20 protein-coding genes and 2 pseudogenes are annotated in these 19,103 nt (G+C 35.4%); 11 read left to right on the top strand and 11 right to left on the bottom strand.

Annotated elements, in window-relative coordinates; translation table 11 throughout:
• Positions 1–3: 3 nt before the first annotated feature.
• A pseudogene (locus NSS92_RS14835) lies at positions 4–602 on the bottom strand (PTS sugar transporter subunit IIA); the annotation flags it as partial.
• A 160-nt stretch (positions 603–762) separates the two neighbouring features.
• Between NSS92_RS14835 and NSS92_RS14830 the strand changes: the two are divergent.
• Positions 763–1,473: a GntR family transcriptional regulator gene (locus NSS92_RS14830; protein ID WP_340868871.1), complete on the top strand. Its 711-nt coding sequence runs from the start codon at positions 763–765 to the stop codon at positions 1,471–1,473.
• Positions 1,474–1,518: 45 nt separating this feature from the next.
• Here the strand turns inward: NSS92_RS14830 and NSS92_RS14825 are convergent, their stop codons facing one another.
• Positions 1,519–2,049, bottom strand: a complete 531-nt coding sequence (locus NSS92_RS14825; RefSeq protein ID WP_340870038.1) for an Imm64 family immunity protein — start codon at positions 2,047–2,049, stop codon at positions 1,519–1,521.
• A gap of 230 nt (positions 2,050–2,279) precedes the next feature.
• Between NSS92_RS14825 and NSS92_RS14820 the strand changes: the two genes are divergently transcribed.
• The gene (locus tag NSS92_RS14820; RefSeq protein WP_340868868.1) at positions 2,280–3,176 is read left to right on the top strand and encodes a PhzF family phenazine biosynthesis protein; all 897 of its coding nucleotides are present in this window, start codon (positions 2,280–2,282) and stop codon (positions 3,174–3,176) included.
• 39 nt (positions 3,177–3,215) lie between these two features.
• Here NSS92_RS14820 and NSS92_RS14815 read toward each other — a convergent pair whose 3' ends face one another.
• Complete coding sequence (locus tag NSS92_RS14815) at positions 3,216–4,091, bottom strand: LysR family transcriptional regulator (protein ID WP_340868866.1); 876 nt, start codon at positions 4,089–4,091, stop codon at positions 3,216–3,218.
• A gap of 227 nt (positions 4,092–4,318) precedes the next feature.
• Here NSS92_RS14815 and NSS92_RS14810 point away from each other — a divergent pair, with 227 nt between their 5' ends.
• Positions 4,319–5,965, top strand: coding sequence for a DUF2075 domain-containing protein (locus tag NSS92_RS14810; RefSeq protein ID WP_340868865.1), 1,647 nt, complete (start codon positions 4,319–4,321; stop codon positions 5,963–5,965).
• Positions 5,958–6,263 carry a nucleotide pyrophosphohydrolase gene (locus NSS92_RS14805; protein WP_284907562.1) on the top strand — a complete coding sequence of 102 codons (306 nt, stop codon included), beginning with the start codon at positions 5,958–5,960 and terminating at the stop codon, positions 6,261–6,263. The genes NSS92_RS14810 and NSS92_RS14805 overlap by 8 nt, the downstream gene beginning before the upstream one ends.
• A gap of 80 nt (positions 6,264–6,343) precedes the next feature.
• Here the strand turns inward: NSS92_RS14805 and NSS92_RS14800 are convergent, their stop codons facing one another.
• The 6 genes from NSS92_RS14800 to NSS92_RS14775 all read right to left on the bottom strand — a co-directional run bounded on the left by NSS92_RS14800 (position 6,344) and on the right by NSS92_RS14775 (position 10,660).
• Positions 6,344–6,850 (bottom strand): LURP-one-related/scramblase family protein, encoded by a 507-nt coding sequence (locus NSS92_RS14800; RefSeq protein ID WP_056766708.1) that lies wholly within the window; start codon positions 6,848–6,850, stop codon positions 6,344–6,346.
• Between the two features lie 105 nt (positions 6,851–6,955).
• A complete protein-coding gene (locus NSS92_RS14795; protein ID WP_340868859.1) occupies positions 6,956–7,297 on the bottom strand; it encodes a darcynin family protein in 342 nt (113 codons plus the stop codon).
• Positions 7,298–7,365: 68 nt separating this feature from the next.
• Entirely contained in the window at positions 7,366–7,956 is a 591-nt protein-coding gene (locus tag NSS92_RS14790; protein ID WP_340868857.1) for a Crp/Fnr family transcriptional regulator, read from the bottom strand.
• 177 nt (positions 7,957–8,133) lie between these two features.
• Positions 8,134–8,982, bottom strand: a complete 849-nt coding sequence (locus NSS92_RS14785) for an MBL fold metallo-hydrolase (RefSeq protein WP_340868855.1) — start codon at positions 8,980–8,982, stop codon at positions 8,134–8,136.
• Between the two features lie 71 nt (positions 8,983–9,053).
• Positions 9,054–10,220 (bottom strand): MFS transporter, encoded by a 1,167-nt coding sequence (locus tag NSS92_RS14780; RefSeq protein WP_340868852.1) that lies wholly within the window; start codon positions 10,218–10,220, stop codon positions 9,054–9,056.
• A 137-nt stretch (positions 10,221–10,357) separates the two neighbouring features.
• The gene (locus NSS92_RS14775) at positions 10,358–10,660 is read right to left on the bottom strand and encodes an ArsR/SmtB family transcription factor (RefSeq protein ID WP_061410124.1); all 303 of its coding nucleotides are present in this window, start codon (positions 10,658–10,660) and stop codon (positions 10,358–10,360) included.
• A gap of 253 nt (positions 10,661–10,913) precedes the next feature.
• Between NSS92_RS14775 and NSS92_RS14770 the strand changes: the two genes are divergently transcribed.
• Together NSS92_RS14770 and NSS92_RS14765 are read left to right on the top strand one after the other, a co-directional pair.
• A complete protein-coding gene (locus NSS92_RS14770; protein ID WP_267587038.1) occupies positions 10,914–11,186 on the top strand; it encodes a hypothetical protein in 273 nt (90 codons plus the stop codon).
• An 18-nt stretch (positions 11,187–11,204) separates the two neighbouring features.
• Positions 11,205–11,447: a hypothetical protein gene (locus NSS92_RS14765; protein WP_267587039.1), complete on the top strand. Its 243-nt coding sequence runs from the start codon at positions 11,205–11,207 to the stop codon at positions 11,445–11,447.
• Positions 11,448–11,517: 70 nt separating this feature from the next.
• Here the strand turns inward: NSS92_RS14765 and NSS92_RS14760 are convergent.
• Positions 11,518–12,095, bottom strand: a pseudogene (locus tag NSS92_RS14760) (MBL fold metallo-hydrolase); the annotation flags it as partial.
• Between the two features lie 367 nt (positions 12,096–12,462).
• Between NSS92_RS14760 and NSS92_RS14755 the strand changes: the two are divergent.
• Positions 12,463–13,008, top strand: a complete 546-nt coding sequence (locus NSS92_RS14755) for a Pathogenicity island protein (RefSeq protein ID WP_340868848.1) — start codon at positions 12,463–12,465, stop codon at positions 13,006–13,008.
• Positions 13,009–13,059: 51 nt separating this feature from the next.
• Entirely contained in the window at positions 13,060–13,218 is a 159-nt protein-coding gene (locus NSS92_RS14750) for a hypothetical protein (protein WP_025093698.1), read from the top strand.
• A gap of 147 nt (positions 13,219–13,365) precedes the next feature.
• Here NSS92_RS14750 and NSS92_RS14745 read toward each other — a convergent pair whose 3' ends face one another.
• Positions 13,366–15,252, bottom strand: coding sequence for a 3'-5' exonuclease (locus NSS92_RS14745; RefSeq protein ID WP_340868846.1), 1,887 nt, complete (start codon positions 15,250–15,252; stop codon positions 13,366–13,368).
• 563 nt (positions 15,253–15,815) lie between these two features.
• Between NSS92_RS14745 and NSS92_RS14740 the strand changes: the two genes are divergently transcribed.
• From NSS92_RS14740 to NSS92_RS14730, 3 genes are all read left to right on the top strand, one after another.
• Positions 15,816–16,772, top strand: a complete 957-nt coding sequence (locus NSS92_RS14740; protein ID WP_340868844.1) for a hypothetical protein — start codon at positions 15,816–15,818, stop codon at positions 16,770–16,772.
• A 17-nt stretch (positions 16,773–16,789) separates the two neighbouring features.
• Positions 16,790–17,311, top strand: a complete 522-nt coding sequence (locus NSS92_RS14735; protein ID WP_340868842.1) for a hypothetical protein — start codon at positions 16,790–16,792, stop codon at positions 17,309–17,311.
• Positions 17,312–17,596: 285 nt separating this feature from the next.
• A complete protein-coding gene (locus NSS92_RS14730; RefSeq protein ID WP_340868840.1) occupies positions 17,597–19,000 on the top strand; it encodes an ion channel in 1,404 nt (467 codons plus the stop codon).
• The last annotated feature ends 103 nt before the right edge of the window (positions 19,001–19,103 follow it).

Raw genomic sequence — 19,103 nt, 5'->3', positions numbered from 1 at the left:
CTCCTATTTCACAATTGTGATCTTGACGTCTGTTGGCTGACATGTCGATTGTTCTTCTACAATCACATCTTCGTACGCTTGTGTATTGGTGATGATGACGGGTGTGATTGTTTTTAATCCTTTGCGTTCAATGGCTTCTTGATCAAATGTCATCAACAAGTCACCCTTCTTCACCTTGCTGCCTTCTTTGATATGAAGAGTAAATGCTGAGCCATCTAGGGAAACCGTAAAAATTCCTACATGAACAAGTAACTCCACACCGAATTCTGAACGCAGTCCAATCGCATGCTTTGTCGGCGCAAGCATGACGACACTGCCGTCAAACGGTGCATACAGCTTATTGTCTGTCGGTTCAATCGCAAATCCTTTGCCCATCGCCCCAGAGCTAAATACAGCATCCGGCACTTCAGATAACGGGAGCACTTTCCCTGCAAGCGGTGCAGGAATGGTTTCTTCATTGTTCATTGAAGCATTCATTTTTCTCCAACTCGATCTTTATCAGACGTTGCACCGGCTGTCTGTTCCACTGTATCTTCCCCATAACCAAACATTTGAATGAGCACAACTGGTAAAATCAGCGTAATTGCGACACCAATCAATATGGCCTGCTAAAGTTGGGACATTTTCTGCTAATATATGTACATTATAATTATACCGGTACAATTTATCAATACATATATAATTTCAATTGGCATATCAAAGGAAATTTGGTATGTGCTATAATACAAGAACAATAAATCGTGAAAACAAAGAGGAATGGCCATGTTAAAGTATCAACAAATTGCGAGCGATATTGAAAAATATATTGTCACCCATGAGCTGCAGCAAGGGGATAAGCTCCCTGTACTCGAAACACTCATGAGCCAATTTGCTGTGAGCAAAAGTACCATTATCAAATCGTTAGAATTACTCGAAAAAAAAGGAATTATCTATCAAGTGAGGGGCAGCGGCATCTTTGTTCGAAGACACCGGCGCAAGGGCTACATCAGCCTTTTATCCAACCAAGGGTTTAAAAAAGATTTAGAGGAATTTCAACTGACATCAGAGGTTTTAATGCTAGACACCATCAAGCCGTCCGAAGAAGCTGCACTTAATTTGAACATTGAACAAGAAGAGGATGTTTTTTATCTAAAACGAATTCGTTACATCAACGGACAAACCTTATGTTTAGAAGAATCCTATTACCGAAAAACGATCATTCCTTATCTCAACACAGAAATTGCCGCCGACTCTGTTTTTAAATTCGTCAGTGAAGGTCTTGGACTCAAAGTCGGTTTTTCCGATATGTACTTACAAGTAGGCAAACTAAACGAAACCGAAGCAAAGCACCTCGGCCTCAAACAAGACGATCCCGCTCTCCGCGTCGAGACGGTCTTTCATCTCACCAACGGCCAGCCCTTCGACTTTTCGAAAATCACATATAACTACATGCAATCCCAATTTTTTATTCAAGCGAATAATTATTATGGATGATGGATGGAAAAAGCCCCCTGTGAGTATCAGGAGGCTTTTTTACTATTAGCTTTTAACCTTTAAACATTCTATCCTTCTTTCTTGAGAAGAAAGGCCATCAATCGCCACATCACCATAATAAATGTCTATGTGATCTCCTTTACCAATTAGAGCAATTGGAAAAGCATGCTGTTCTAGCAGGCACTTTTCAAACTCATTTGGATGAATCTCGACTTCAATTTCATGTCCAATGAACGCATATTCAAACGTAATCGTATGATAAAGATCTACAAGACAGCGTACGATCTCCTGCTGAAGAATGACATCATGAGAAACAACCTCTGTCCAATTTAAACTGAGAACGAACCCTACGAAACCTGCTTCTTTTTGTATGTTAATGGTCATATCATTTAGCTTCGACCCCGACAATTCAAATTCTATATAATAACCTGAAAAGTCATTTTCTTTGATAATGTTCTCTTTAATACTGTGTTCAATCCATGTTTCTCCGTCAGGGTCCTGACTAGACTTTACTTTCGTAATAGACATGTCTTTTTGAGCTAGATAATCAATCAATTGACGAAAAGTATTTGGTATATGAATGGTCTCATAAAAAACGAGTCCGATATTGATATATCCACCTGTAGTTATGTCACATCCCTCGCTTCATTTTTTCTTTCATTATACTTTACTTAGACTATTATTCTGCGACAACTCCCTCTCTTACATGAACACTTCCGATTTAAAACATAAAAAAGATTCATTTTACGAATGCATAAAACAAACTTATGATAAACATAACAAAAATGTATAGGAGGGTTCGTCAGATGAGAGACATTAGAGTGTACCACGTCGATGCGTTTACAACTGAGAAATTTGGAGGAAATGCTGCTGGGGTGGTGTTGGATGGTGAGTTTTTAACAGAGGATGACATGCAGAGCATCGCCAAGGAGTTGAATTTACCGGAATCTGTCTTCTTGCTGCCTGCCCATGATAAGGAAGCCGATTATCGCGTCAAATACTTCACGCCAACGGAAGAGGTCAATTTTTGCGGGCATGCGACTGTTGGATTGACTTGGCTTCTGGCGACGGAGCTAGGGCTGGCTAAAGAGCGATCAGGGGTCGTGTTAGAAACAAAGATCGGCAATGTGCCTGTTGTATGGAATGAAGAAAACGGTAAGGTCGTTGAGGTGGAAATGACGCAGGTAACACCGAAGACGCAAGATTTTGTCATCGATTTAGAAGAGCTTAGTGACATGCTTGGTGTGAGCAGTGACCGCATTGATTCCTCCTATCCTATCAAATTAGCAAACACCGGTAACTGGCATCTTCTTGTTCCAATGAAGCACCAACAGGACATTGATCAAGCGGCACCGAACTTAGCGGCTTTAGCTAAAATGAATAAAGAGCATGGCATCTCGACAACCCACCTTTATACGTTTCACCCCTCAAAAGAATGCGATCTTTATACGAGGGATTTTGCACCTGGGATTGGTATACCGGAAGATCCTGTGACGGGGGCAGCAAACGGGGCATTGGCTGGATATCTTTATTTGGAGGGTATCATTTCTCAGCAAGAAATCACTCGCCTGAACATTGCCCAAGGGGATGCCATCGGCAGACCTGGCATGCTTCGTATCACAGTCATTCCGAATGAATCAAAACTGGTGATCAAAGTGGCAGGCGCAGCTGTCATCACGATCCGCGGCGTGTTGACTTTATAAAACATCAGCTTGAATTGGGACTTCCTGTTCAAGCTGATTCTATTTAAAATGATTTTTGACCGTTTCGATCCACCTCTTGGCCGATGGGGAAGCTGCTTTGAATGATTTGAGCGCCAGATTGACCTCACGAAAGACGCTCGTCTCCAGTGGAATGACTTTCGTATGAGGTATGTGCGGCGGCAAAACTAATTTTGGAATGATCGTGACCCCAAGCCCTTCTTGAACCATAGAAATGAGCGTATTGTTGTCTTCAATTTCAAACAAAACATGAGGCTTCACGCCGCCTCTTTCTTTTAACAGCTTCTTGACGAGTATGTCACAGCCCGCTTTCGGCATGATAAAGGCTTCATCATGTAACGAGTCAACTTCAATCACTTTCTTCGTATGAAAGCGATGATTCTCTTGTATGAGCACCACCAACTCATCCTGAAAAAGTGGAACGGTCTCAAATTCTCTCGATGACTGCGTTAAAAAACCAACATCAACCGTGCCTGAAGCAATCCATTCCTCAATCTCCTCATAACCGCCTTCACATAACTCCAGCTTGATATGCGGATAGCTTTGCGTAAAACGATGAATAAGGCGTGGAAGGACATTTGAAGAAAAACTAGGAAATGTCCCAATCTTGATACTCCCCACTTCCATCCCTTGAATGAGCGCCGCTTCCTGCTCAAGCAATGCCGCATGATGCATGATTTGCCGGATATGCGGCATCACCCGCTCACCTGCGTCCGTTAACGAAAGCCCATTTCGATTCCGCCGAAGCAGCACAATCCCTAATTCCGACTCAAGCTTCGCAATATTATGACTCACCCCAGACTGCGTCAGCCCAAGCTTCTCCCCGGCTTTTGTAAAACTGCCGCACTCGACGACTGTTAGAAATACTTTGTATTGGAATGTGATCAGTGTGCTCACCTCGTATGTTCATATGATAAATCGAAAAATATACTGCTAGTTATAAAGTTCATTTGGGTTTAGTAACTTCCCGCCATTACCAGTAAATCAAAGAAACCTATCTCTCTATGAAAAATAACTCAACATGTCTAATTTGTCGAGGGATTCAATATCCACCTATAATCACTGAGATATTTTGCTAAATTTATGATACGATAATAGTCAAAAAGACTACAGGGGCTAGCTATATGAGTGAACTTTTTATTGAAAAACGCGATTTTATTACAGATCGAATTCTTTCTTTACGAACAACCGTATTCCATAATCAACCTATTGTCTACATTCTTTATGATGAAAAGAAGAAACCCTCTGCTTATATCGGTCAGTCAGTCCAAGCTAGCAGACGTTTGAAGGATCATTTGAAAGACCCAAAAAAGAACAAATTAACTAAAACAATTCTGATTGGACATGAACGATTCCATCAATCCGCCTCTTACAATATTGAGACAAATCTCATAAACTACTTTATTGCAGAAAATCGTTTCCAATTAAAAAATGTTAGTCAGACACGATCGAGGGAAATGCACCATTATTATCAAAAAGATTTTTACAATGAAACTGTTTTCAAAGATATATGGGAGCAACTTCAAAAAGAAAAGATCGTTACTAATTCAATTGAAACCTTAAAAAATAGAGATATTTATAAACTTTCTCCCTATAAAGAATTATCACCTCAACAAGTAGAAATTAAGCATGAAATCTTATCTTTTTGTAATGAACATATCAAACAGTCAGGTCACCATGTGATTTCGATAGAAGGTGATGCAGGAACTGGGAAGAGTGTTTTACTGAGTTCCCTTTTTAATACGATTCAAGATTTATCAAATGATATGGACTCTGTCTTAAACAAAAAGAACAACTATTTACTTGTGAATCATGCGGAAATGCTTAAAACATATCAAAACATCGCAAAGAGTCTGCCAAATCTGAAAAAGAAACAAATTATGAGACCAACCTCGTTTATTAATCAGATGACAAAGTCAGGTGAAATGGCTGACATCGTGTTAATTGATGAAGCCCACCTTTTATTAACAAAAGATGATAAGTACAATAACTTCCATTACCAAAACCAACTAGAGGAAATTATCAAACGAAGTAAAATAACCATTGTCATTTTTGATCCAAAGCAGGTACTCAAAATTAAAAGCTACTGGAATGAAAAATTACTCGAGGAAATTACTAATAGATATCAAGCCAGAACTGTGAAACTCACAGAACAGATGCGTATGTATGCTGATTCAGATACGTTAAACTGGATTGATCAATTTGTCTCAAAACGATTGTTACCTCTGCCTAAAAAACAGGATTCTTTCGAACTCAAAATTTTTGAGGAGCCGAGCAAGTTTAAAACTGCCATTCAACAGAAGGATGATGAGGTAGGCCTATCCCGCATTGTATCTACCTTTGACTTTTTACATAAAAAAGATGGAGCTGCCTATATCGTAGATGAAGACGGTATCAATATGCCATGGAATTTCACAAGTGATAAATGGACATGGGCTGAACATGCAGATTCAGTTAGAGAAGTGGGCTCAATCTATACGGTTCAAGGATTTGATTTAAATTATGTTGGCGTCATACTCGGCCCTTCTATTAGCTATGATGAAAAAAAGGATGAACTTCTAATTGACACGTCAAATTATAAAGATACAGGTGCATTCACATCAAGAAGTGACATGTCTCCAGAGGAAATCAAACAGGCAAAAGAAAAGATTATACTAAACTCGATTAACGTTCTGATGAAGCGAGGCATTCACGGGCTGTATATTTATGCAACAGATGAAAAATTGAGAAGGAAATTACAAGAGATAAAAGGGGGAGGCAAATATGACTGAGATCAAAGATGTAATACATTCAATTAACCAATTTAGAGATGATCGAAACTGGAGACAATACCATAACCCAAAAGACTTGGCCATCTCAATTTCGATAGAAGCAGCTGAACTGCTTGAAGACTTCCAATGGAAAAGTAATGAAGAAGCTCTTGAGGCGAACGAAGAAAACATCCGAGAGGAAATAGCCGATATCTTAATATATTCACTAATGCTTTGCTCAGATCTTCATCTAAATGTGAAAGAAATAATTGAAGAAAAATTAATAAAAAATGGAGAGAAATATCCCATTGAAAAGTAAGGAAATATGATTCGTTCTACTTATTAATGAAGAAGAGTAAAGTCCTACCACTCTTCTTCATTTCATTATACTTTAAGAGTCTAATTCGTCGTTGCCGACGACGAAGACCTAGATGCTGCTTCATCAGCTTTCACACAATCAATCGCAACAACGAGCGCAATCATCACAGGCTCCATTTCTTCTTTCAAAATATCAACCTTATAGCTGTCACCCCAAGTAAACCATTCCTTCTTCACCTGACCAATCACTTCGCCGTTCTGGAGCACCTGGAAATTCATATCCCACCAGTTACCTTGCACTTCGATCCCAGCAGCATCAATTGAATATTTTGCTTTAAAAAACGTAAACTCTTTTTTAATCGTCAATACCTCTTGACCATCAACTTCTACTAAAAACTTCGGTAAAAAGGTAAACATTTTCTTCGTAATCACAGCGATTTCATCTTGTTCTGTATTCAAAATGGTAAACGTCTTCGGCATCTTCATAAAACTGCCCTCGACCACATACACATCGTTCTCCTGCTGATCTTTTACCGTAAATCTGCCGCTCAGACTAAATACTTTCTGCTTCATATAAAGCTGTTTCATATGTACCTCCGATTCAGTTCAAAAATTTATCCGTTCTTCCCTTACCCCTGATTATACCAAAAAATAGAATGTACAAAAAACCACCTGCTATCAGGTGGTTTTCGATTACTGATCCATTTTCAGAGATTCTTGTTCATATGTTTGAAAAGCATCTTCCATTCCCATGATAACCTCTTTAATTTTGACATAACCACTTGTGTACGGAATAGAATCTCTAATCTCTTCCCACATAAAATGATAGAACTTCAGGTCATCAGTTTCACACATAACAAAATCTGTGTAATCCTTACCTGAAAGAGCTTCAGCATCAAAAAAGCGCACCGTCACATGTTCCTCATATTTCTGCATCAACTCTTGCAGCGATGCCGCATGGGTTCTTCGCTCCTCTCGTGGTAAAGCAAGCCAAGATGGATAGAACTCTAATAAAACAACCATCATATATTTCATCATCATACCCCCGATTCTTATGATGCGATGATTGTACGTCAGATCTAGAAAATGTGCATTAACATAGGTTAATGTTCAGCAGGATGGAGCAGCCTGCTCAGCGAAACCGGAGAAATACCGATATATGAGGCAATATGATATTGAGCGATACGTTGATGTAACCCGGGATATTTCAATAAAAACGCCTGATATCGCTCAATTGCGGGCAAATATAGCAGTTCCCTCTCACGCTCTTCCTTTCTCGTATACAGCCTTTCCACACTAACCCGCACAAACCGCTCCCACATATGACTTCTGTCCATCAACATTTGAAGCAGATCATACGGAATTTCAATCACGATCGAATTCTCCATCGCTTCAATCGAATAAGGAGAAGGCTGCCCGTTGATCATACTTGCATAAGAAGTAGCAAAATCATCTTCCAACGTAAAAGCCACATTGTACTCCCTTCCATCCGGTAACAAATAGAAGAGACGGAAGAGCTCCGTTATGCAAAAATAAGCATGCTTCACCTGATCGCCAGCCTTGATCATGCATGTACCCGCTTTTAATTGTTTAATCGTTGTTCCATCTTTGAAGGCTTGCCAATGATTTTGTTCGATTGGATACTTGGATATTTTGGTTTTGAAAGTGTCGTATGGGTCAGTTATTTTGTCCATCTGTAAGTTACCTCTCTAGTAAAGGAAGACTTGATAAAAAATTGTATCAGAAAACACTCAAGCCTACTTGGGATTTTTTTATTTATTAATGCTAAAAATAAGTCTGTCACAATACGTGATGCAAAAAAAGTCTCGTTTGAGGGAAATCACTCAAATGAGACTTTTTTTAGTTATTATTTAATACCCATTTACAAAGTAAGCAATGGTTTCTAATTCATCTTCTTTCAGTTCTCTGTTCACGTAATTTTGATATTCTTTCATGATTTCCTGCTGATCTCCACCACATTGATCAGTGAATTTCGCTATCATCCGAAGTTTGTCTGTTTCCTGACGGTACTCCTCTTTTGTCCACGGTCTTTGGTGTGAAGGAATATACGTATCGGCATCAAAATCATCTAACTCATCTAAAAGACGCAATATTTCTTTCACCGTATAATGAACTTTTTCGGCATACATTTTCGGATAAATGCAATCACCTAGGAAAAGAATTTTCTCTTCTTTCACATACACGATCACTGAATCTGCCGCATGATCGCCTCCAACATGCTGCACGACACAAGTGACCCCGCCAAGATCAATCTCTATCCGACGGTCAAACGTGACATCCGGTAAAACTACCTGAATATCTCGATGATTCTTATATTCTTCTTTGATGGCCTTGGCGCAGAACTCAATCTCCGTTCCTTCCCTCACCCGCTCATCAATCGCCTCATCTGACCACGAAAACGGAACAAGGTTTTCCATTTCCTTTCTTGTTTTTGCAGAAGCAATCGAAACCGAATCAGACAGCGCTGGCAGACCAAAAATATGATCCCAATGCCAATGCGTGAGGACAACGAGATCGGGCTTGGCGTTCTCGTGTTTTAAGGTTTCTTTGATAAAGTATTTGGCATGATCTTCTGAGTTACCAGCATCAATCATTAATGTTTTGTTATTGCCTTCGACCATGCCTAGGATGGGGCGGTCGGTGAGTGATACTGGTGTGATGTACCAAAATCTCTGACCTATTTTTTTAATTGAGTGCATTGGTGCTTCCTACTTTCTGTCATTATATTTAAATTGAAACACGTTTTTCCCCATCGTTCTACTGTTTATGATTAAGTATATCGAATTTCATTACTCGAAGTAGCACGTGAAGCCAATATTGTTACAATGATCGCGATTGCAACGCCTAAAGCACCTGCCCAAGTAACGGAAGATAGAGAAACTTTCTCTACAAAGATACCTCCAATCGCTGCACCTGCAGCCATCGCCAATTGCATCATTGACTGATTGAGACCTAATAGTATACCTGATGACTCTGGCTCCATTGTAGCTAAGTGATATTGTTGAGTCGGGCCAGATGACCATGCAGCAAATGACCATAATATTAAAATAAGCAATACTCCAACATAAGAATGCGTAACTAGTGAGAGCAATATGAGCATGATGACATGTAATGTCATTCCACTAATCAGAGTAAAATTCACACCCCATCGATCGGTACTAAACCCACCAAACTTTGACCCAACTAGACTAGCAATCCCGAATACGAGGAGAACTCCACTCAGCAATTTGCTGCTTACACCTGATATATTTAAAAGGTAAGGGGATAGGTAGGTATAGGCAATTGAATAACCACCGAGCCAGAAAAAGGTGATGGCTAATCCCAACACTACTTTTGGTTTTTTAAAAAGAGCGAGTTGCTGAATTAAAGGTACATGTTTATCCCCTTGGATTTTTGGAATCGTAAGAGAAATTATCACCATGGCTAATAATCCAAGTAAGGCTATTCCTCCGAATACAGCTTTCCAACCGAAGAAATCACTAGTCATTCTGCCCAGTGGGACTCCAATGATCAATGATGCTGTAAATCCCATTACTACTGTAGCAATAGCGGTACCTTGCTTACCTTTTGGTGCAATTTTTTCAGCAATTGTTAATGCAGTAACTACGACCATCCCCGCTCCAAGAGCCATAATAATTCTTGACACAATAAATAATTGATACCCAGGGAGGACGAATGCAAGAATATTACCTAGAATAAAAACGCTAAGTGAAAATAACATTAACTTGCGTTTATTCATTCCCGATGTTAAAGCCATTAATACTGGGGTGAAGATGGCATACACAAGAGAAAAAATCGTAATTAACTGGCCAGCTGCAGCTATCGTAATCCCTAATGATTCAGAAATATTATCCAAAATACCAGAGATGATATACTCTGATGTACCAACTAAAAAACTTACAATAGCTAAAATGTAAATCTTTACAGTGTTTGACAATGTAGATCACTCCTTATATATAATACATTCACATATCTAGAATTGTTAATATGTATGGACAAAAAAACATATTACGATAAGTCGATTTGTATATAATAAATGAAACTGAATTCTGATGTATGAATTCAGTTCATTTATTAAATATTTTTTTCTAGAATCTTAACAATTTTTTTTATGGCATTTTCATCTCTTTTATAATACGTGTATTTACCTATACGCTCTGTCGTAATTAATCCAGCTCGTAGTAAAATTGAAAGGTATTGAGATGCTGTTGATTGCGTCATTTTCAATTTATCTGTTATTTGACTAACACATACCCCTGTAGTATTCATATCAATCCCTTCATGAGGTGTAAAATGACGATCAGGTTCCTTTAGCCATTGTAAAATTTGCAATCTGGATTCATTGGATAAGGCTTTAAAAACTTCTATTGGCTCCATACACCCCATTATATCGATAAATAACGATATGTCAACATGTATTGTTTGAGATCCCTTACAACTTCTATTTTCCTTCTTCCTATGGTACGGCACCGTGATGCCTTTAAATGAGGTTATTAAAAAACCTTGGTGGAGACCAACCTCTACCAAGGTTCTTAAAATATTATTTTATGTTGGAATTTCTCTAGAACTACATTTAAATTAGAAATTGCCCATCACTCTTCTGGTGCAGTTGTTATTGGTGGAGTTACCATTGCAGCTGGTTCTTGACTCTATAATAAGATTAGTTATTATTTCAGTAAGAAAAATGCTGATGCTGCAGCTAAAAAAATCAGAGGGTAAAGTTGATTTAAAAAAGTTTAAAGACAAACAGGGAAAAACGCCAGCCCCAAAAACAAGCGGTACGTTCAAAAATGGTAAATGGGTAATAACAAAAGATGTAGCGAATCATATAGATTATAATGGAAACAAAAAAAGCTTGGAAAATCGGCACTCCTACACGAAAAGCATCACTAGATGTTATTAGTGAATAAAAGGAGGAACTATGAAGAAAACCGATTTTTATGATTGGACAGTTCACTATCCTGAACAGTTAACAGCAGTCAAAGATGATACAGAAAAGAAAATGGTTTTTCTAGAACAAACGGTTGAATTCAAAGGGATTATCCGTATTGATGAGAATGATGAACTGCAAATAAAGCCGACATGGGATTGTGTCATTATGATTAATGCTAAAAATATGTCTGTCACAGTTCGTGATGCAGAGGATGTTGTAGGTTTTCCGTAGAAATTAATAAGTCTTATTTGAGGGAAATAGCTCAAATGAGACTTTTTTAGTTTAGTTACCTTACCATTTCGGCATACATCTTCGGATAAATGCAATCACCAAGAAACAGGATTTTTTCTTCTTTCACATACACGATCACTGAATCAGCAGCATGATCGCCTCCAACATGTTGCACGACACAAGTAACCTCGCCAAGATCAATCTCTATCCGCTGGTCAAACGTCACATCCGGTAAAACCACCTGAATATCTCGATGATTCTTTATTCTTCTTTTATCACCTTCGCACAAAACTCAATCTCCGTTCCTTCCCTCACCCGCTCATCAATCGCCTCATCTGACCACGAAAACGGAACAAACTTCTCCATTTCCTTTCTGGTTTTTGCAGAAGCAATCGAAATCGAATCAGGCAGCGCAGGCAGACCAAAAATATGATCCCAATGCCAATGCGTGAGGACAACCATATCAGGCGTGGCGCTCTTGTGTTCTAAGGTTTTTTGGATGAAATAGTTCGCATGATCTTCTGAATTACCGGCATCGATCATTAAGGTTTTGTTATTGCCTACGACCATGCCTAGGATGGGACGGTCGGTTCGAGATATTGGTGGGATGTAGGAGAAGGTTTGGCCTATTTTTTTGATTGTGTGCATGGTGTGCCTGCTTTCTAATATTTTAGATTTTATCCCTATTGAGAGTTGTGCGATGGTAAATCGAATCTTATTTCTTTAATAAGTGTTTAGCTAACTTTCGATCTTCTTTATCCTTCGTCTTCACGGAAATATGTTCAATCAATTCTCTTGTGGCCACTTGCTGTTCCAGCATCTGATCTAAGTGCAGCTTGAATCAATACTACGATATTTAATAGAGAAAATCTTTAAATAATAAACTTATAAAAAATAAGAAAAAAGTCATTATTACATTTCATTTAAAACATTATTATTTACTGATTTTATCTTTTCATCATTTAACAGCGTGTATAGCTATGTTAGTATGGCATCCAAAGAAGGATGATAAGTGATGAATAATAAATTAAAAAGCACCCTAATCAAATTGGCAGCCTCTCTATTTCTGATGAACGCCGTGGCTTTACCAATTTCACCTAAAGATGCAAATGCCACAAAGTCACAAGCCACGTATAAAGTGGAGAACCTTAATGATAGTGAATTAAAGATGACGTTCGATCATGCTGAAGTTCATATCGATTCTAAAGGAAATGCGATATTGAAAGATCAAATAACGAATGAAAAACAAGTTCTTCCTAAAACATCGACCGATAAAAACAATCAACCTGTTACTTTGCATTATGAAAAAATTAAAAATGGGATTTTAATTAAAGTTGTGAGTGAAAAAACAAGCGGGAAAATCAGTACTCAATCTGTTGGAAAATGTATTCTAGGTACTAGTGGTGGGGCAGTAACCGGAGGTGGAACACTTGGTCTTGCTGGTGCTGCTGTAGGAACTGTCACGATACCTGGTATCGGAACTGTAGGCGCTGGTGCAGTTGGTGCGATCACAGGTACTGTTGGTGGAGCAATGACAGGAGCTGCTGCATCTTGTTTTTAATGAAGTGCAAAAAGGGTACTCTCTTTTTATCCTAAAGGGAAGGTGATCATGGTGTATAAAATCATCATTCCATCTATACTAATCATTTTTTTTCTCTGGATTCTATTACAGATTTCACTAGAGATGAGCATATTTAAAAATCCAATGAATTATTTTATCTTATTCATTCTTTTCTTTCTTACCATCAAGCTGGTAAAAGAGAAACAATAGGAACTTATGGGATGTGCTAGAGGAGATGAATAAATTCATCTCCTCTTAGCTAAGATTCGCACTAATATCTTTAATTGGATTTCTTCATATTTAAAAACCCTAGACACACCAGTTCAATAAACAAAAATCTCTTATAAGCTTAGAATTTTATTTATAGTCTAATATCGGCTCTTTACCCTCTACATCTTCAAAATACTGAGTAAACGAAGAGACGCCTGAATAAGATATTGATAGATACTCTTTAGCACGAGTCATTCCTATATACATTAACGGTACTTCTTTGTCTTGGTTCTTTTCAAACTTATATGGCATTAAATCAGCCTTAACAATAAATACTGTGTGGAAGTCGAGACCTTTACTACTATCAAGAGAGCAGATTTTTACCGTCTCTTCCTTTGGATTAAAATTATGTTTTGTTGCTCTATTTTCAGTTATCCAATTGTAAGGAATATTCCTTTCCTTAAATGCATCTTGAATTGCTGATATATATTGGCTGCTCTTTCCCTGAATACGGTACAAAATGGCCATTTCAGAGTAAGGTACATTCTTCTCGAAGTGTTGATTCAATATTTGTTTAATAACCTCCTCTATTTCTTCTTTAAATGTACTACATCCTAAAATCTCTACTTCCGGCCCTTGACGTTTCGTCTTTTTTGGAGGGATGATTTCGATTGTCTCTGTCTGTTCTTGTTTTAATTTATGATCTAAAGCTCTATGGCTATCGTAAAATTTCCATGCAAAAGTCACAATTTGTGACGTATTACGATAATTTATATTTAAGATTCTAGATCTACCTCTAAAATCAAGCCCCGTATCTTTCACATAGCTTCTATTTTTCCGATAGATATTTTGTGCTCTATCTTCTACTAAAAGCAAAGATTGTGTCTCTTGATCTAAGCATAAGTTGATGAGATGCAGCCAGCTCCCTTTAAAATCTTGTCCTTCATCTATTAAAATGGCATCATACTTTGTAACAGTTGAAGCGTCATTTTCTATCTTTTCAATATACGTTTCGATTTCAATATCAGTAATTCCATGGTCTTTCTTAATCCATTGGTGAAAATTTAGAATTTGTATATTTTTTAAATTCGGTGTTTGTTTAGGCTCTGATGTTAAAACCTCGCTTGATTCGGTGAATTTAGAATGAACCATTTGTTTAATATTTTGTTTCAAAGCTGCATTGTAACAGAGTATCAATATTTTCCATTCTGGATGTTGTTCTGCTAACATTTTTGCTCGGGTCGCTAAGATTAAGGTTTTACCACTTCCTGCGACTCCTCTAATTAGCCGATGTTTATCACCAATCTGTTTAGCCAAGTTTTCTTGATGCAGATCCATCGTTTTGATGTTTCGAAAAGATAATAACAGTTTGGCTTGATATGGGACTGGTTCAACATCTGCCCCAACACGTATTTCTTTGTATAGATGATAACGAATCCTTTCTAATTCGTCAGATGATAGTGGTGTATTTAACTTGAAAGGCACATGAAACATATCAAACAATTTTTCTATTAAAATCTCAGGATCAAAATGATCATTATCCGGATCAATTTGATCACGGGATAAAATAAAATGTGGATCAATAACCTCATATACTTTATTTTTAAAAAGTTGTTCTTCATGAAGTCGAGTGAAGACGACACCATAACCATAAGGAAACTTTAATTTAAACTGATATTTCCCTTCTGTATTGATTAAATCAATGTCTTTTTCAAGCACTTCTTTTATTTTAAAAGCATACTCTCTTGATTGAACTAGAGGACTCTTGACTCTATGTAAATCACCAGAAGAATTTAAAATGCCCCAGGTATTGTCGTTTAGCTCTCTTATTGTATTTTTAGTGTAATCTTTTACTTCCAAAACTAATACTCCTAAATCAGGACCAATTATCACAAAGTCTGGTCTAAATCCATTGATATTAGGCTCAAAATGAACAATATAATCCTCGGGTAGATATTCCTTTAATGTTCGAAATAAAATTCGTTCTCCTGCAGTAGCAGTACTTTTAATACTTTCTGGTAATGTGATTGCCATTCATACTCCACCCCTCTATTGTCCTTATACATCATATATCGGAATAATATGGTTTTTTTAAATTATTGACTTAGAAGCTTACAATAGTTTATTTTCGACTCAAGTCAGAATTTTTGGGGCTTTCCTTTAAATAACTAGATGAAATTCTATCAAAAAAACCTTCAAATTAATAATAGAATTTTTTAGATATCCTACTCAACAGAGACGTTTTCTATAAAGAAAGATACTATACCTCTTTAGAATTTTCCTTAAAAATCAGGAAATACTCGAGCTATTACAAAGTATTTTATACAATACCTTTTCTCATTTCTATGTATAATATTAACCCTTCAAATTTAAGTAATTTTATGGTATTGTATATATATTAATATAATACCTTATATTAACTTTTTTGATATTTTTTTATTTTATCGATTTTGTGTGTTTTATCTGTCTAAATATTTTATTTTTCATCTACATCTTAATATAGAAGCAATAATTTGATTAATTTATACGGTTTAGTTCGACAATGAATCTAATTCATTTATTCTCCTAATTGAGTTATTAAGAAAGGGGCAGTCTCTGTGAGCTATTTTGTTTTCAAATTGAATATTCAACCAAATATTTTATTGAAATATAAAGATAACAATGAAATTGAATACTTACTTTCTAGAGTTATACCGCTCGGGTTCGAAAGTGTTTTACAGATCAAGGAGAATAAAAATTTATTTGAATTGATTCCAGAAAAAAATGATGAACAGGATTTCCAAAATTCATTTGAAGATTTAGAAATTAATACTATCAAATTATTCAAACTATATAACAAAATACTATCACATTATAAAGAAAAGCATGAGATTCATTATTCCCAAGATTTTTTAAATCTAAATGAAATATGTATGAGTGCTAGAAGAACTTTGGAAAATAAATATCCTGGTATAATAAAAGCGTACGAAGTAATTGAAGATGAAAAAATAGATCAATTTGAAAATATAGAAACGAACAGTAAGGTCGGAACAGGCATTACACACCTAAGGAAATTTTATAAAATAAAGTTTTATTTAGAAAATTATAAAGAGGATAATGTAATTAATACATTGAATCTAAGATCTTTTTATAATCCAAGAACTGAACATATACTCGTAGAAAGCTCTTCTGAAATAGCAGCATTAAACTACATAAATGACTTAGTTAAACTAGTAAATAGCAACAGCTCAGCAAACAAGCACTTAGGAAAAATTAACATAAATCCTATTTATGATTCTATTTCCTTAGAAGGCGAGTACAGTGAAATAAGTTATGTTATTGTTTATCCTAATGGTAATCCACCTCTAGATAGACATAATATTTTACAAGAAGCGGAAGCAAAAGAAGTTGAGACTAAGCTCCTAGGTGCTGATGGTAAACCTTTAAATAATCCCCCCATTCAACAATTATTGGAGAATGAGGCGAGACAAGGATATCTGAAGTCCGTAATATCTAAAGGGAGAAATATATTTAAAAGAATCAAAACACTAACAAGGATTGATGAAACCTCATAAGAAAGGAGAGGTGACCTATGAAAGAAAATTTTTATAATAATCCTTTAAAAATAATTTGGAAATCAAAAAGCAATTTAATGCCCAACTATCTATATGCAATATGGATTCTATTTGTATTAATATCACTAACAGGCGCTACATTTTTTGATTTTATGGATTTTTCCTCATTTCAAATAGGAACTTACTTTTCAGTATCATCAACAGGATTAACATTGACATTGGCTTTATTTGTTGCAGGGAAAAATGCCTTCAGCGAAGAGGAACTGAAAAGATTAGCAAAACATAAAAAAAACAGCAAAGCTGTGCAAGGACAAGCATTAATTGATTTTTTGGGACCTTTTGTATTTACAGCATTACTATTTTTAATTACGGGATTACTTTCACTTTTTGGTCCATATATTAATCTACCTCTAAAAAAAGAATATGTAGAAATAATTAAAGTTATTTTCATTAACATACTTTTTTTAGGATTGTTAAGTCTCTTTAACCTTGTAATTACGATGCTAAATGATGTTTATGCTTCCGCATTTAGAAAATAGAATTGTTGCTTTTCAAAACACAATAATGAAATAACAATTACTCCGAGGTAGCAATCTTATAAGAAGATGCGCTATCTTTAATTAGCCTTCATAATATAAAATTACTATTTTTCAAAACGACTCACTTATGATAAGGCTCAACGTAACTGTTTGAAGTGCGATTTTTGAATCTAGTATTTTCCCGATTAACTCTACTATATATTTTTCTTGAAGTATGACAAAATAATTAATATATGCGTAATTAATTATCTTGTAAATAAAAAATAAATTAAGAGGGCGTATTTAATGAAATATGTAACAACTTTTTTTATTTTCTTAATTGCATTTTTATTCTCACATCCTGTGTCTGCAGAAGAAAATATAAAGATTACAAAAGTAATCGATGTAAGTACAATAGAAATAAATAATCAAAGTAAAATAAAATTATATGGTATTTCAGATAGTATTTATAAAGAATATAAAACCTTTAAAGAGAAAAATGATATGCTTCCATTTGAAATTAATTATAATTCTGTAGGTGATTTAGAACACTATACTCTAGAAGGTAATACATATAACGAAGAACTTGCCATTGAAGAAATAAAAAAACTGCTTCTAAATAAATATATATATATCAAAGAAGTTCAAAAAGATAAGTATTTAATATTTTTTTCTGATAAAGACGAATATAGTGTTAACCAGCTAATAATTTCGAAAGGTTTTGCACTGGTAGACGAAAACATTGATATCGATTATAAAATGAAATTTTTATTAGAGCAGAAAAATGCAGAAGAAAATCAGGTAGGAATTTGGAGTATTAATTTTAAAACTGTAAGTTCGGGTAAATCGGAATTGAGCATGTCTAATAGCATCTATATAGTAATATCCATTATAATTTTTATTAATACGATAATATTATTATTTGCTTTTAAAAAATTATCGTCCTTACCTAACTGGAAGGGGCTGTTTTACGGGCTATTTTCGTTAATGAGCTTTCCTTGTCCTTCCATTATTATTTCATTCCAACATGAATTAATAGCTAAATTTTATCTACTTCTTATTTTCAGTTTATATATATTTATTTTTTATTATCTAATTAAATATATATTCAAATTTAAAGAGAATTTAACTATAAAAAAACTTCTTTTACTGATAATAGGTGCTATTATAATAGTTATTTTTTATTTTTCAAATGTATATAGTGTGTTTGATAAACCACGTTCTATACACACGTTAGAACAAACATTTGCTTACAGTCATATTATTTCTGATTCTGTAATATTAACAGGAGATTATATTTATGTAAATAACCAATTAGATTCATTTAATTTTATCGATGATTATCTATATTTTAGTGCAACAACGTTTTTTGGTGGCTCATATGGCGATGTTATACCAAAAGGAAACATACGATATATTGTATTGATTGAGATGTTAATTAGTTTCATATTACAGTTGGTGTTTTTTGGAATAATTTTTAATGTTGTATATGAAAAATTCAACAATAATACATTAAAACAAATAACAAGGAAAAGAGAAAAGGAAATAGAGAATTTAGATTTCAAAAAATCCGATGTAATAGAAGTTCCAAATTTTGAAAAAGAAGAGCAACTACCATCTATACGCTCTAAAAAAAGCACTAACAAAAAAACTCTACTATTATTAGTTCCCATATTTATTTTACTTCTTCTCTTTAGAAAGAAAAAATAATCCAAATAAGTTCGCTTATTATATATAAATAATTTCAGCAGTCATCTATGTAAAACACATAAGGAAAATGGATAAATCCATTTTCCTTTCTTATTTTAAATCT

This window comes from Bacillus sp. FSL M8-0166 (assembly GCF_038008825.1).
Taxonomy (GTDB): Bacteria; Bacillota; Bacilli; order Bacillales; family Bacillaceae; genus Bacillus; species Bacillus safensis.
This window is presented reverse-complemented; position numbering and strand designations above follow the sequence as displayed.